Genomic DNA, 15,041 nt, shown 5'->3' with positions numbered 1-15,041 from the left:
GGTCGGCTCACGACTCTCGCGCCACCCTGGCCAGCAGGGGTGAGGTGGCCAGCAGCGTCAACCACACCAGGGCTATCCCAGCCGCCAGCAGCAGGGCGGTGGTCACGAGGGCGAGCGGGTTGGTGAGCAGCGCGATCCCGGCCAGCGGGAAGATCAGGGTTGCGGCCGCCAGGGCCGACCCCAGGGAGACCAGGCGCAGCGGTGAGAGCACCGCCCGTCGGCGGGCGCGGTCCATCCCCAGCAGCGGCATGCCCATGCGCTCCAAGCTGGCGAACAGCTCTCGGCGGTCGAGGATGTCGGCCGCCTGGTTGACCGCGACCGAGGCCGCGACCGTGACGAAGGAGATCAGCAACGTCAGGGCGATGCCGGTGCGGAGATCAGCCAGCAGCAGCGCGTCCTCCTGGGAGGACGCCCCCGAACCGGCCATCGCGTCCGTGACCGCCAGTCCCACCCCCGCGAACACGGCGATGAACGAGGTGAGCGCGACGCCGCTGACCTGTCGCCAGGCGGCCTTCGGCGAGTCCAGCACGGTGCGGGCCGCCAGGAGCCGCTCCGCGGCATGCCGGCCGGTGGCGCGCCTGACCTGCACCCGGGCCACGACGCCCAGCAGCCAGGGCCCGACCAGGTTGAGGACGGCCATCGTGAGGCCGAAGGTGAACACCATGCCCGCGACCGTCGCGACCACGCCCTGGTCGATCTGGAGGGCCTGGCCGGCGAACAGGCCCGCGCCGAGTGCTGCACCGATAGCCACCAGGCGCACCAGGCTCATCCGGGGCACGTCCTGACGGGTGCGCACGCCCAGTGGCGAGACCGTGACACCGCGCAGCCCGAGCAACGAGCTGATGGCTGCCAGGGCGAGGAGAGCGACCGCGCAGAGCACCGTGCCGGCGGCTCCGAGCAGGATGTTGCCAGCACCCAGCCGCTCACCGTGGAAGACCAGCAGCCCGAGCAGCGGCGCCAGGGCCAGGTGACCGAGGACCCCGACGACCGTCCCCGCGGCGGCGAGCAGCGTGGACTCCAGGACGGTCATCCAGGTCAGGGTGTGGGTGGGGGCACCGAGCAGGCGCAGGGTGGACAGGTGCTGGTCCCGCCGCCTGGCGGACAGGCGTGCTGCGGAACCGCAGAGGGTGAGGAGCGGAATGACCAGGAGCGTCACGGCCAGCGCGGCGAGGGACTGGTAGAACGCGGCCAGGTCTCCCTCGATGGTGAAGAAGAAGCGTGCTCCACCCAGGACGGTGAGGGCGAGGGCGGTGACGACCGCGAAGGCGACCACCGGCAGCGCCAGGGACGCACGGCTGGTGTCGCTGCCGCGACGCACCAGCAGCAGGGTGAGGTGGCTCGCGGTCCTCACGAGGCCACCTGCGTCGGCCTCGGGGTGTTGTGCTGCTCACGGACGATCCGGCCATCGCTCAGGTGCAGCACCCGGTGGCACACGGCGGCGACCTGCTCGTCATGGGTGACCACGACCAGGCTGCGGCCGGCGCCGGTGGTGGTCTGCAGGAGCGCCTGCATCACCTGGGCGGAGGTGCGCGAGTCCAGGGCCCCGGTCGGTTCGTCGGCGAAGACGACCCCGGGGGCACCGACCTGCGCACGGGCCACCGCGACCCGCTGCTGCTGACCGCCGGAGAGCTGGCCGGGGCGACGTCCCTCCATGCCGGCCAGGCCCAGCGTGTGCAACCAGTGGGTCGCCTCGGCCTCGGCAGCACGACGCTCCACGCCGTCCAGCAGCAGCGGGAGTGCGACGTTCTCGACAGCGGTGAGCTCGGGGAGCAGCAGTCCCTGCTGGAAGACGAACCCGTAGTGCTGGCGGCGCACCCGGGCGCGCCCCTCGGGGCCGAGCGTGTCGATCCGCAGGGCGCCCTGTGGGGCGTGCAGGGTGATCGCTCCGGCGTCGGGGGCGATGATCCCGGCGAGGCAGTGCAGCAGGGTGGTCTTGCCGGAGCCGGAGGCTCCCATCACCGCCACCGCCTCCGAGGCGGCGATCTGCAGCGACACCCCGGCGAGGGCGACGGTGGGCCCGTAGGTCTTGGTCACGGACTGGGCCTGAAGGACTGATGTGTTCATGCTATCCAGCCTCTATCGCGGAGGGGGTGTGCGGCGTCGGACCGCGGGCCGGACCTCGGACCTCCCGTGCTACGACCCGGGGCGTGCCCGGATCAGCCCGTGGGTGGAGACCGCAGCTGCGGCATAGCGCCAGGCCCGCTGCGGTGTCGGTGTGGGGCGAGATACCTTGGGGATCCCACCCACGAGGAGGTTTGCGTGTCCGACGACGTCGCGCCCGACCAGGCCGGATCAGACCAACCGGCATCACGGCATACCGCTGCGCAGCGAGAGATCGAGGAGGGCATCGAGCGGGACTTCACGCGCAATCTGTCCTATGGGGAGTACCTCGAGCTGGGGAAGGTGCTGTCGGCGCAGCATCCGCGGTCGGTGCCGACCCGGCACGACGAGATGCTGTTCATCATCCAGCACCAGACCTCCGAGCTGTGGCTGAAGCTGATGCTGCACGAGCTCCAGTCGGCCCGTGAGCTGATCCGGAAGGATGACCCCCGCCCCGCTCTGAAGCGGCTGGCGCGGGTGAAGCACATTCAGGTCACGCTGACCGAGCAGTGGTCGGTGCTGGCCACCCTGACACCGAGTGAGTATGCGGAGTTCCGTTCGTTCCTGGCCACGGGTTCGGGTTTCCAGTCCTGGCAGTACCGTGCGGTCGAGTTCATCCTGGGCAACAAGAACGCGGAGATGCTGCGGGTCTTCGAGCACGACCCGGCCGTGCACGCCGAGTTGTCGGGGTTGCTGGGTGAGCCGAGCCTGTATGACGAGGTGCTGGCCTGGCTGTCCAGGCAGGGGTATGCGGTCCCCGCGGAGCTGCTGGATCGTGACTGGTCCCGCCCGCACCTGGAGAACGACGCGCTCACCGATCTGTTCGGGCAGATCTATGCCGCGCCGCATGACCACTGGGGGGTCTATGAACTGTGCGAGGAGCTGATCGATGTTGAGGACAACTTCCAGTTCTGGCGGTTCCGGCACCTGAAGACCGTGGAGCGGATCATCGGGTCCAAGCGGGGGACCGGTGGGTCCTCGGGGGTGCCCTTCCTGCGGCGCGCGCTGGACCTGACCTTCTTCCCCGAGCTGTACGCCGTGCGGTCCCGGATCCAGGACGTCGAGCCGGAGGGGTATCACCATGACTGACGGGTTGGCGACTGACTGGTTGGCGCGTGCCGCCGAGCTGGATGCCGCCGACCCGTTGGCGGCCTTCACCGACCGGTTCGAGGAGTCGCCCGGCCTGGTGGCCTACTTCGACGGCAACAGCCTGGGCCGGCCGGTGCGTGGCACGGCCGCGGAGTTGGCGCGGTTCGTGGAGCAGGAGTGGGGGACCCGGTTGATCCGGGGCTGGGACCAGGCGTGGATGCGGTGGCCGGAGGAGACCGGTGACCTGGTCGCGGCAGCGGCCCTGGGTGCTGCCCCGGGACAGACCGTGGTGGCCGACTCGACCACGGTCCTGCTGTACAAGATGCTGCGTGCGCTGGCCGACGGGCAGGTCGCCGACGACCCGGCCCGGACCCAGATCGTGCTGGACACCGACAACTTCCCGACCGACCGGTATGTCGCCGAGGGCGTGGCCGCCGAGCGCGGGATGGAGCTGGTCTGGATCGAAGCGGACCCAGCTTCCGGGGTGAGCATCGAGCAGGTGGCCCAGGTCGTGGGGGAACGGACCGCCGTCGTGCTGCTGAGTCACGTGGCCTACCGCTCGGGCTACCTGGCCGACGCGCCGGCGATCACCCAGCTCGCGCACCAGCACGGTGCCCTGGTCCTGTGGGACCTGTGCCACTCGGCCGGGTCGGTGCCGATGGCCCTGGACGAGTGGGGCGTGGATGCCGCAGTCGGCTGCACCTACAAGTACCTCAATGGCGGCCCCGGCTCCCCGGCCTTCGCCTACCTGGCCAGCCGGCACCACGGCATACTGCAGCAACCGATCCAGGGGTGGATGGGGCGCCGGGACCCGTTCCTGATGGCGGCCGGCTACCGACCCGCCGAGGGCATCAGGTCCCTGGTCAGCGGCACCCCGCCGATCGTGGGGATGGTGCCGCTGCGACTGTCCCTGGAGCAGTTGGCCCAGGCTGGCATCGAGGCGGTGCGCGCCAAGTCCCTCGCGCTGACCGAGCTCGCCTGGCAGATCGTGGAGTCCTGGTCGCCGGACCTGGGTGTGGACATCGCCTCACCCCGGGACCACGCCCACCGCGGCGGGCACATCACGATCCGGCGGCACGACTTCGCCGACGTCAACGCCCGCCTGTGGGAGCAGGGTGTCATCCCTGACTTCCGCTCACCCGACGGCCTCCGCCTCGGCCTGGCCCCGCTGTCCACCAGCTTCTCCGAGGTCGTGACTGGCCTCCAGAGGGTCCGTTCCCACCTCACCTAATTTTGGGGAGGATCGGACCGCCCTGCGCGCAAGAAAAGGGAGGATCGGACCGCTCGGCGCTGGTCCGATCCTCCCCAAGAACAGGCGGTGACCGGTCCGATCTTCCCTCAGAATAGGGTGGCGGCCGTGGCTGACTACGACCTGATCATCATCGGCACCGGCTCGGGCAACTCGCTGGTCACCGAGGACTTCGCGGACCAGAGGGTGGCCGTCATCGAGCGCGGTGTGTTCGGCGGCACCTGCCTGAACGTGGGCTGCATCCCGACCAAGATGTTCGTCTATGCCGCGGAGGTCGCGACCACCATTCGCGAGGCCCACCGGTTCGGCGTGGATGCCACCCTCGATGGCGTGCGGTGGGCCGATATCCGAGACCGTGTCTTCGGCCGGATCGACCCGATCTCCGAGGGGGGCCGCGACTACCGGGTCAACGGCCCCAACACGGACGCCTACCTGGGGCACGCCACCTTCGTTGGCGAGCGGGAGCTCGAGGTCGAGATCACCCAACCGGGTGGGAAACACGCGGTCGGGGAACGGCACCGGATCACCGGGGACCAGATCGTGATCGCCACCGGCAGCCGGGCCACCCTGCCCCCGGCCATCGCTGACTCCGGTGTGCCGGTCGAGACCTCCGACACGGTGATGCGTCTGGAGGAGCTGCCCGCCTCCATGGCGATTATCGGCGGTGGGGTGATCGGCGCCGAGTTTGCCCACGTCTTCTCCGCGCTGGGGGTGCGGGTGACGCAGATCCAGCGCAGTGAGCGTCTGCTGCACCACCGGCTGGACCCGGAGATCAGCGAGCTGTTCACCGAGCAGGCTCAGGAGCACTGGGATCTGCGGCTGAACACCGAGGTGACCGGGGCGACCCGGACCGACACCGGCGTGCGCCTGGAGCTCAGCCAGGGGGACCCCCTCGACGTCGACGTGTTGCTCGTGGCCACCGGCAGGGTCCCCAACAGCGATGGCATGGGGTTGGACGTGGCCGGCGTGGACGTGCGCCCCGATGGCCGGGTCGTCGTCGACGCACACGGGCGAACCAGCACACGCGGGGTGTGGGCGCTCGGCGACGTGAGCGCGCCCGTGCAGCTCAAGCACCTCGCCAACCACGAGGCGCGCGTGGTCGCCCACAACCTGGTGCACCCCGAGGACCTACGGACGTTCCACCACGACGCGGTGCCAGCGGCGGTCTTCAGCCACCCGCAGGTGGCCACCGTCGGACTGACTGAGCAGGAAGCTCGTGCCGCCGGCTTCGACGTCACCGTCAAGCTGCAGCGCTATGGCGACACGGCTTACGGCTGGGCGATGGAGGACACGACGGGCGTGGCCAAGCTGGTCGGGGACGCATCCACCGGGCTGATCCTGGGTGCCCACTTCATGGGGCCGCACGCCTCGACGCTGATCCAGACGGTCATCCACGCGATGACTTTCCAACAACCGGCGCACGAGGTCGCCAGGGACCAGTTCTGGATCCACCCGGCCCTCGCCGAGGTCGTGGAGAACGCGCTGCTCGGGCTCTGAGCGGACGGTCCTGCTGGAACCCGGGCCGCTGTGACCGATCCGGTCGCAAGGTTTCCGGGCACGGCGCTCTGCGTGTCGTGCACTGGTGCGGGATCGGTGCTGCGAACACCGCGCTCTAGCCCGGGACACGCCGCCCCGATGTCGGCACAGTGCGCGACACGCCGGCGGGGGGTGGGCGCGGACGAGAAGTGGGACGGAACAGACGGGGAGTCGGCGCGGACGGGAAGTGGGACGGAACAGGCGGGAGTGGGCGCGGACGGCAAGTGGGGCCGGAGCCGGCGGGTGGCCGTGGGCCCGTGACTGCGCCGCGCGCTCGGGAAGGCGGTGCAGTCGGGCTGAGAACGTAGGATGGGGAAATCTGGACCGGACCCGATGACCCGGCCCCACGGCATACTGCGCCGTGAACCCACCCTGCAACCGACGGAGCACCAGAGCATGACGTTCGACTTTCAGGTCAGGGATCTGTCTCTCGCCACGGCGGGACGGCACCAGATCCGTCTCGCAGAGCACGAGATGCCGGGGTTGATGGCCCTGCGTGAGCGCTACGCCTCCAGCCAGCCACTGGCCGGAGCCAGGATCGCCGGGTCGCTGCACATGACGGTGCAGACCGCCGTGCTGATCGAGACGCTGGTCGCGCTGGGCGCGCAGGTCCGCTGGGCCTCCTGCAACATCTTCTCCACCCAGGACGAGGCGGCCGCGGCCGTCGTCATCGGCCGAGACGGCAGCCCGGAGGACCCGCAGGGGGTCCCGGTCTTCGCGTGGAAGGGCGAGACCCTGAAGGAGTACTGGTGGTGCACCACCCAGATTCTGGACTGGCCGGGTGAGGACAGCCCCAACATGATCCTGGACGACGGCGGGGACGCCACCCTGCTGGTGCTCAAGGGCCGCCAGTGGGAACAGGCCGGTGCCGTGCCGACCGCGACTGAGGAGGACAGCGAGGAGTATCGCGTCATCCTCGACACGGTGCGCGAGACCTTTGAGTCCCAGCCGACGCGCTGGAGCACGATCGCCGAGGGGATCCGGGGCGTCACCGAGGAGACCACGACCGGGGTGCACCGTCTCTATCAGCTGCACGAGACGGGCGACCTGCTGTTCCCGGCGATCAACGTCAACGACTCGGTCACCAAGTCCAAGTTCGACAACAAGTACGGCTGCCGCCACTCCCTGATCGACGGGATCAACCGGGCCACCGACACCCTGATCGGCGGCAAGGTCGCCGTGGTGTGTGGGTTCGGCGACGTCGGCAAGGGATGCGCCGAGGCGCTCGCCGGGCAGGGCGCCCGCGTCATCGTCACCGAGATCGACCCCATCTGCGCGCTGCAGGCTGCCATGGAGGGTTATCAGGTCGCGCAGCTCGAGGACGTCGTGGGGATCGGCGACTTCTTCGTCACCACCACCGGCTGCTGTGACGTGATCCGCCCCGAGCACATGCTCGCCATGAAGGACAAGGCGATCGTGGGCAACATCGGGCACTTCGACAACGAGATCGACCTGACCGGTCTCGCCCGGGTGCCGGGGGTGCGCAAGACCGAGATCAAGGCGCAGGTCCACGAGTGGACCCTGCCGGCCCAGGACGCGGACGGCGACACCCCGGCCCGCGAGGAGCGTTCGATCATCGTGCTGTCCGAGGGGCGGCTCCTGAACCTGGGCAACGCCACGGGCCACCCGAGCTTCGTGATGTCCAACTCCTTCGCCAACCAGACACTGGCCCAGATCGAGCTGTTCACGCGGCCGGACGACTACCCGGTCGGCGTCCACGTCCTGCCCAAGCGGCTCGACGAGGAGGTCGCCCGGCTGCACCTGGGTGCGCTCGGCGCGGACCTGACCGAACTGTCCAAGAAGCAGGCCGAGTATCTCGGGCTGGACGTCTCCGGCCCGTTCAAGCCAGAGCACTACCGCTACTGAGGGTGAGACGTGAACGCACGCGTATTGGTGGTCGATGATGATCAGGCACTCGCCGAGATGCTCGGGATCGTGCTGCGCAAGGAGGGCCTGGAGGTAGCCCACTGCGCGGACGGCGGGCGGGCCGTGGCCCTGTTCCGTGAGTTCCGGCCCGACCTGGTCCTGCTGGACGTCATGCTCCCCACCCTGAGCGGGGTGGAGGTATGCCGACACCTCCGGGCCGAGTCCGGTGTCCCGATCGTGATGCTCACCGCGCGCACGGACACCAAGGACGTGGTGGCCGGACTTGAGGCCGGCGCCGACGACTACGTCGTCAAGCCGTTCAAGCCGCAGGAACTGCTCGCCAGAATCCGGGCCCGGCTGCGCCGCAGCGACCGACGGGAGCCGTCCCAGCTGAACGTCGGCGACCTCGTCGTCGACGTGGCGGGCCACACCGTCAAGCGCGAGGGGGAGGAGCTGCCGCTCACCCCGCTGGAGTTCGACCTGCTCGTGGCGCTGGCCAGCCGCCCCAACCACGTCTTCGACCGCGAGTCGCTGCTGGAGAAGGTCTGGGGCTACCGGCACGCGGGTGACACCCGTCTGGTCAACGTCCACGTGCAGCGGCTGCGGGCCAAGATCGAGAAGGACCCGGAGAACCCGCAGATCGTCCTGACCGTGCGCGGAGTCGGCTACAAGGCCGGGCCGGCCTGAGGAGATGACCGCCCCCGCGCAGGACGCCGGGGGAGTGCTGACCTGGTGGCGCTCCTCCCTCCGGTTGCGGGTCATCGCCACCACGATGGCGCTGGGCACGGTCGTCACGGCCGTCATCGCCACGATCCTGTTCGCCCAGGTCGCCGAGGGGTTGGTCCGTCAGGCGGTCGCGGCCGCCACGACGGACGCGGCCCAGGAGGTGCGCAACGCCCAGGCCAGCTTTGACGCGGTCGACCGCAGTGACGACACCAGCCTGAACGCGACCGCCAACGACATCGTCAACGCGATCGCCCCCGCGGACCAGGCTCTGCGGCGCACGGTGCTCATGCGCAGCCTGGACAACGACCGGGACGCGCGGATCACGACCCTGGCTTCGCCTGGGATCGACCTCGACAACCTCCCGGAGCGGCTGGCCGAGGCGCTGCGTGACGACCCCAGCAACCAGCAGGTGGTCGTCAAGGACATGCAGCTGGCAGGGCAGCAACGTCCGGTGGCCTCGGTGATCGTGGGGTCACAGGTCGACATCTCCCGGGCCGGGCCACACGACCTCTACCTGATCTATCCGATGGCCCGTGAGCAGGACACCCTGGACCTCATCCGCCGGTGGTTCGCCCTCGGTGGGGTGGCCCTGCTCGGGCTGATGGGCGCGGTGGCCTGGGTGGCGACCAGCATGGTGGCCAGGCCCGTCGGACACGCGGCGCGGGTCAGCCAGCAGATGGCACAGGGCCACCTGGACGAGCGCCTGCCGGTTCGGGGCTCGGACGAGCTGGACCAGTTGGCAGTGTCGTTCAACACGATGGCCGACAGCATCCAGACCCAGATCCGCCAGCTCGAGACACTGTCCATGCTGCAACAACGCTTCGTCTCCGACGTCTCGCACGAGCTGCGCACCCCGCTGACCACGATCCGGATGGCCGGGGAAGTGCTGCACGCCTCGCGGGACGACTTCGCAGGACCGGTCGCCCGGTCCGCCGAGCTGCTCTACGAGGAGCTCGGCCGGTTCGAGGACCTGCTGACCGAACTGCTGGAGATCAGCCGCTACGACTCCGGCGCAGCCGACCTGGAGATCGAGCGGATCGACCTCGTCGGTGTCGTCCGCCAGGTCGTGGAGGCTCTCGGTGCCCTGGTGAACCACACCGGGTCGGACGTGCGCCTGTCCCTGCCCGAGGGCAAGGTGATGATCGAGATGGATCAGCGTCGGGTCAGCCGCATCCTGCGCAACGTGATCGCCAACGCGCTCGACCACGGGGAGGGGACCCCGGTCGAGATCTGCGTCGCCGAGGGCGACGGGGTCGTCGCCGTGACGGTGCGCGATCACGGCATCGGGCTGACCAGGGAGCAGGCGGCGCGGGTCTTCGACCGCTTCTGGCGGGGCGACCCGGCACGCAACCGGACGACCGGTGGCACCGGACTGGGGCTGGCGATCTCCCTCGAGGACGCCCGCCTGCACGGCGGCTACCTCCAGGTGGTCGGTCGTCCCGGGCAGGGTGCCGCCTTCCGGCTGACCCTGCCGCGCACCCAGGCGACCCCGATCGTTGTCGAGCCTGGCCCCGTGCCGCTCGACTCCCGGCAGGACACTGAAGTTCCGCAGGTGACCGTTGAGAAGGTCACCGCCGCCACAGAGGAGAGGACATGACCACCCGCCACGGGGAGCGACGCACCCGGCTGCTGATCGGCATACTGCCGCTCCTGCTCCTGTTGTCTGCCTGCGCCGGACTGCCCACCAGTGACACCGTCGAGCGGGGTCTCCCGGTGCAGGGAGCCCCGGTCCAGGAGGTCCAGGCGTTGCCGGTCGGACCGGAGGAGGACGCCAGCCCCGACCAGATCGTGGCCAGCTTCCTGCGCGCCAGCGCCAGCTTCGCCGACGACCACGAGGTGGCCCGTTCCTTCCTGACCGGCGACCTCGCGCGGCAGTGGCGACCCACCAGTCAGGTCCTGGTGTATGCCGGCGAGCCACGGCTCACCGTGGTCGACGGCACCACCGTCGAGGCGGAGGTGCAGGTGCGCGGCACCGTCGACGAGCAGGGCTATCTGGTGGAGGAGCCTCGCGATACCACCCGGACCCACCGGTTCTCCGTGGAGCAGGTCGCGGGCCAGTGGCGGATCAGCACCTTCCCGGACAACTACGGTGTGTGGCTGTCGGAGACCACCTTCGAGCTCCGTTACGGTGCCTACGCCATCCACTACGTCACGCCGGACAGTGGTCTCCTCGTGCCGGACATCCGCTGGTTCCCCCGCGGCGACGGTCTGCCCACCAGCCTGGCCAAGGCCCAGCTCGGGCCGGTTCCGGACTACCTGGATGGCGCTGCCTCCACCGGCATCTCCGAGGACCTGCACCTGGTGGCCAGCGCCGTGCCGGTTGACCCCGCCACCGGCTCGGCCACCGTCGAGCTGCGCGGGCTGTCCCTCGGCAACTCGCCGGCGCAGCAGAAGGAACTGTTTGCCCAGTTCGCCCAGACGCTCAAGCAGGCGCCGGGCGTCAACAGCGTGTTGATCCGGGGAGCCGGCAGGGCCCTGGAGCTGGAAGGCGTCGAGAACCCCATCTCCGATGTGGCGACCACCGGCTTCGAGGCCGGAGACTGGGACGTGCCCTATGCGCTGCTGCGCAGCCGGGTCGACCTGATCCCAGTGATGCCGTTGCACTACCAGCTGCAGGACAACCGGGCTGTTGACACCGAGGGGCTGCCCAGTGTGCCGATCCGGTGGGAGGACATCGCGACCGACACCGAGGTCCGGGAGTTCGCCGGCGTCTCCGCCGTGAGCGGCGACGAGCTCTGGCGGTGGCGCGGGGGCGTGGAGACCACGATGGAGGGGATCGGCACCGAGCTGACCGCCCCGACCTTCGACCGCTCCGGTGGGCTCTGGGTGGCGGGGCGGTCCACGACCGGTCCGCGCGTGTGGGTGATCGCGCGCCGCGAGCCCTTCAGCCAGGCTGTGGCCTGGCCCCTGGAGGCCCCCTGGCTCGAGGACAACCTCACCGTCACCGAGTTCCGGGTGGCCGCTGACGACCAGCGAGCCCTGATCGTGCTCACGGACCGGGACACCGAGGAGACGCAGGTCGGGATCACCGGCATCATCCGCGACAAGGACGGCCGGGCGACCGCACTCACCGAGCCCTACTGGGTGGCCTCGACCCTGACCAGTGTGAGCTCGGCCGTGTGGGCCTCGCAGACCGAGTTGTTCGTGCTGGGGCGTCAGGGGCAGGACACGACCGACCGTCCGCACGTCGTGCACATCGGCGGATGGTTGGAGCCGCTGCGGCTGGTCTCCGAGGCGACCGAGGTGCGGGCCGTGCCCTCGGAGGACAGCAGGGCCCTGCTGGTGCTCAGTGAGCAGGGCCGCATCTACACCCAGGACCGCAACGACTGGGGCATCGGCCGTGGCGGCGACGACCTGATCGTCCCGGGCACCTGACCGGTGTCCCCAGGGGCACCCGACCCCTCGGGTCCGTCCACCGCCGGCCGGGGAGGTGACCGTTCCGCGGCGCGCCGCGAGATGCTCTGAGGTATGCGGAGGCGCACCGGACCGTCCAGCGTGCCACCCGTGCGTGGCAGGGCCTGGGACCGCGGGTGGGTCGGTCGCGGCATCGGCCGGCAGGCACGGGCCGGGTGGCTGGCCGAGGGTTCCGCCGCCCTCAGTGACCTCGTGCTGCCGGTGCGGTGCGGTGGGTGTGAGGCACCGGGGTCGCCGTGGTGTCAGCAGTGCCAGGCGGTGCTCGCCGCTGCCCCGGCTCCCCAACGCTGGGAGCCCACCCCGGCACCGCCCGGACTGCCACCGGTCTGGACCGTGCTGCCCTACGCCGGGCCGGTGCGGTCTGCGCTGGTCAACTGGAAGGACAACGGTCGCCGCGACCTGGCGGCCGCCCTCGCGCCCGTGCTCGCCGAGGTGCTGCTCAGCGGCCTGCTGTCCTGCGATCAGAGGCCACCCACGCACGTGACTCCTGCGGCAAGTGCTTCGGGAACGACTCTTGTGGTGCCAGCACCGTCGGGCCGGGCCAACACGCGGCGCCGTGGCGACCATCCGCTCGCCGGGCTGTCCCGGGCCGCACTGCGCCAGATCCCGCCCCGGTCCCGACCGTCCTTGGTGCCGGCGCTGCGACTGGCCCGCACGGTGGCCGACCAGGCCGGTCTGGACAGCGGGAACCGCGCGCTCAACCTGGCCGGCGCCATGACCGTGACAGCGGGCCACGCGCGCCGGATCCCGGGGATGACCTGCCTGCTGGTCGACGACGTCATCACCACAGGTGCCACGATCGCCGAGGGGGCACGGGCCCTCCGGGTGGCCGGTGCGGGGCACGTGGTGGCGGTCACGCTGGCGGCCACCCAGCGACATGCGCACCCCCCACTGTCATTCCCGAGGGAACCGGGCTAGTGTCTGTTTATGGGAAGCCTCGAGCATCCGAAGGCCACGGACATGCTGAGCCGGGAGAGGTGTGAGAGGCGCCCGGGGAACCGCCGCAAGGAGGTGGTGCCGGACGTGTAGAGGGCCGCGACAGCCCAAGGTTCAGCACTGTTCTTCAGCTCGAGGAGGATCCTATGGAAATCACCGTGACCGGCCGGAAGAAGCAGGTTACTGACCGCTTCCGCCGCCACCTGGAGGAAAAGCTCGACAAGATCCCGCAACTCTCGCCGCGGGTCTCCCGCACCGACGTGGTCCTCACGCACGAGGCCAACCCGCGTCAGGCCAAGGAGAGCGAGCGTGTGGAGATCACCTGCTATATCAAGCGGACCGTGGTCCGTGCCGAGGCCGCTGCGGACGACGACTACGCCGCCCTCGACCTCGCGATGAACCGCCTCCTGGAGCGACTCCGTCGGTCGAACGACCGGCGCCGGATCAGTCACACCGGCAAGCACCGCAAGGCCTCCGTCGCGGAGGCCACCTTCGGACTGCCGACCGACCCACTCCCCACCGAGCTGCCCAGCGAGCCGTCGCAGAACGGCAAACCGTTGGACCCCGAGGAGGCGGTCGACCAGGCCCTCGGCACCGAGGGGAACAGCCCCATCGAGCTGCGTGAGAAGGTGCATTCCTCGGAGCCGATGAGCGTGGGCCAGGCACTCAACGAGATGGAGCTCGTGGGCCACGACTTCTATCTCTTCCACGACGAGGCCACCGACCAGGCGAGCGTGGTGTACCGCCGCCGCGGGTGGTCCTATGGTGTGCTCCGCCTCGGAGATCCTGAGGCCAGCGACCAGGACGCACGGCCCGAGCAGGTTGCCGTCGGGTGACCGGCCACTAGGCAACTGCCCCCTTCGGGGACCGCATACCTGGGCGAGGGCCCCGACGAGTGTCGGGGTCCTCGTCTATGTTCTGTGCCATGGCAGCTGAACTGACCGCGGGGCAGGCACGTCGCATCGCCCTAGCCGCCCAGGGGTTCCTCGATCCCCGCCCGGAGCGGCCCACGATGCGCCACATCCAACGGGTCATCGACCGGCTCCAAGTGGTGCAGATCGACAGCGTCAACGTCGTGACCCGGAGTCAGTATCTTCCGTTCTACTCCCGGCTGGGTGACTATGACACCGGCCTGGTGGACCGGGCTCGGGACGGCACAGGACGGCGGTCCCGGGAACCGCGGCGCCTCGTGGAGTCATGGGCGCACGTCGCCAGTCTCATCCCGCCGGAGACCTGGCCGTTCCTCGGGTTCCGCATGGAGGCCGTGGCCCAGGATGGGTGGGCACGGAAGGTCGAGGTGGAGCACCCCGGCGTCCTCGACAGCGTGCGCGAGGTGGTGCACGACCACGGTCCACTCACCGCACGGGAGGTGGACCGCCTCATCGAGCACGGCGCGATCCACACCCGTGACAACTGGGGCTGGAACTGGTCACTGGTCAAGCAGTGCCTGGAGCACCTGTTCGGCACCGGTCAGATCGTCTCCTCCGGGCGCAACAGCCAGTTCGAGCGACGCTATGCAGTCCCGTCCCAGGTGCTGCCTCCCGAGGTGCTCGCACGAGCACCGGGGCGACCCGGAGCGCCCGACAGGGCGGAGTCCGCGGTGGAGCTGATGCGGCGGGCGGTGCGCGCCCACGGCATCGGCACCGCGAGTGACCTCGGCGACTACTTCCGGCTCAGGCAGGCTATGGCACGCCCTGCCCTGGAAGAACTGGTGCGGCGCGGTGAGGTCGAGCCGGTCAGTGTGCGCGGGTGGGACCGCCCCGCCTTCCTCGACACTGCGGCTCGGCGTCCGCGCGCGGTCTCGGCACGGGCCCTGCTGAGTCCCTTCGACTCCCTGATTTGGGAGCGGGCTCGCACCGAGCGGATGTTTGGCTTCCACTACCGGATCGAGATCTACGTCCCCGAGCCGCAGCGGGTGTTCGGCTACTACGTGCTGCCCTTCCTCTGGGGTGAGGACCTGGTGGCCCGGGTCGATCTGAAAGCTGACCGGGCCACCGGCCGCCTGCTCGTCCGCCGGGTGCACCTGGAGCCCGAGGCACCGGACGGCACCCGGGAGGCGCTCGCTGCCGAGTTGACGCAACTGGCCGGATGGCTCGGGCTGGAGCGGGTCGTCTTCACCTGACAG

Annotated in this window: 12 protein-coding genes; 10 read left to right on the top strand and 2 right to left on the bottom strand. The window is 70.1% G+C overall.

Going from position 1 to position 15,041, the window contains the following annotated elements:
- Positions 1 to 7: 7 nt before the first annotated feature.
- Together DPQ65_RS00575 and DPQ65_RS00570 are read right to left on the bottom strand one after the other, a co-directional pair.
- Positions 8 to 1,351 carry an FtsX-like permease family protein gene (locus tag DPQ65_RS00575; RefSeq protein WP_238146593.1) on the bottom strand — a complete coding sequence of 448 codons (1,344 nt, stop codon included), beginning with the start codon at positions 1,349 to 1,351 and terminating at the stop codon, positions 8 to 10.
- Entirely contained in the window at positions 1,348 to 2,064 is a 717-nt protein-coding gene (locus tag DPQ65_RS00570; RefSeq protein ID WP_114905438.1) for an ABC transporter ATP-binding protein, read from the bottom strand. Before DPQ65_RS00570 ends, DPQ65_RS00575 begins: the two co-directional genes overlap by 4 nt.
- Before the next feature lie 270 nt (positions 2,065 to 2,334).
- On the opposite strand from DPQ65_RS00570, the gene kynA reads away from it, so the two are divergent.
- The 10 genes from kynA (at position 2,335) to DPQ65_RS00520 (ending at position 15,038) form a co-directional block, all read left to right on the top strand.
- A complete protein-coding gene (kynA, locus tag DPQ65_RS00565) occupies positions 2,335 to 3,189 on the top strand; it encodes a tryptophan 2,3-dioxygenase (protein ID WP_238146600.1) in 855 nt (284 codons plus the stop codon).
- On the top strand, positions 3,182 to 4,420 hold the full coding sequence (locus DPQ65_RS00560; protein WP_114905436.1) for a kynureninase: 1,239 nt from the start codon (positions 3,182 to 3,184) through the stop codon (positions 4,418 to 4,420). The genes kynA and DPQ65_RS00560 overlap by 8 nt, the downstream gene beginning before the upstream one ends.
- A 126-nt stretch (positions 4,421 to 4,546) precedes the next feature.
- Positions 4,547 to 5,935, top strand: a complete 1,389-nt coding sequence (locus tag DPQ65_RS00555; RefSeq protein ID WP_114905435.1) for a mycothione reductase — start codon at positions 4,547 to 4,549, stop codon at positions 5,933 to 5,935.
- Between the two features lie 435 nt (positions 5,936 to 6,370).
- Positions 6,371 to 7,840 (top strand): adenosylhomocysteinase, encoded by a 1,470-nt coding sequence (gene ahcY, locus DPQ65_RS00550; protein ID WP_114905500.1) that lies wholly within the window; start codon positions 6,371 to 6,373, stop codon positions 7,838 to 7,840.
- Positions 7,841 to 7,849: 9 nt separating this feature from the next.
- Entirely contained in the window at positions 7,850 to 8,527 is a 678-nt protein-coding gene (mtrA, locus tag DPQ65_RS00545; protein WP_114905434.1) for an MtrAB system response regulator MtrA, read from the top strand.
- Positions 8,528 to 8,531: 4 nt separating this feature from the next.
- Entirely contained in the window at positions 8,532 to 10,163 is a 1,632-nt protein-coding gene (mtrB, locus tag DPQ65_RS00540; RefSeq protein ID WP_114905433.1) for an MtrAB system histidine kinase MtrB, read from the top strand.
- Positions 10,160 to 11,941, top strand: a complete 1,782-nt coding sequence (locus DPQ65_RS00535) for an LpqB family beta-propeller domain-containing protein (protein ID WP_114905432.1) — start codon at positions 10,160 to 10,162, stop codon at positions 11,939 to 11,941. The genes mtrB and DPQ65_RS00535 overlap by 4 nt, the downstream gene beginning before the upstream one ends.
- Before the next feature lie 129 nt (positions 11,942 to 12,070).
- On the top strand, positions 12,071 to 12,898 hold the full coding sequence (locus DPQ65_RS00530) for a ComF family protein (RefSeq protein WP_162801933.1): 828 nt from the start codon (positions 12,071 to 12,073) through the stop codon (positions 12,896 to 12,898).
- Between the two features lie 164 nt (positions 12,899 to 13,062).
- Positions 13,063 to 13,752, top strand: a complete 690-nt coding sequence (gene hpf / locus DPQ65_RS00525) for a ribosome hibernation-promoting factor, HPF/YfiA family (protein WP_114905430.1) — start codon at positions 13,063 to 13,065, stop codon at positions 13,750 to 13,752.
- Between the two features lie 89 nt (positions 13,753 to 13,841).
- A complete protein-coding gene (locus DPQ65_RS00520; protein ID WP_238146592.1) occupies positions 13,842 to 15,038 on the top strand; it encodes a winged helix-turn-helix domain-containing protein in 1,197 nt (398 codons plus the stop codon).
- The last annotated feature ends 3 nt before the right edge of the window (positions 15,039 to 15,041 follow it).

It is taken from the genome of Ornithinimicrobium murale, assembly GCF_003352835.1.
In the GTDB taxonomy this organism is placed as follows: domain Bacteria; phylum Actinomycetota; class Actinomycetes; order Actinomycetales; family Dermatophilaceae; genus Ornithinicoccus; species Ornithinicoccus muralis.
This window is presented reverse-complemented; position numbering and strand designations above follow the sequence as displayed.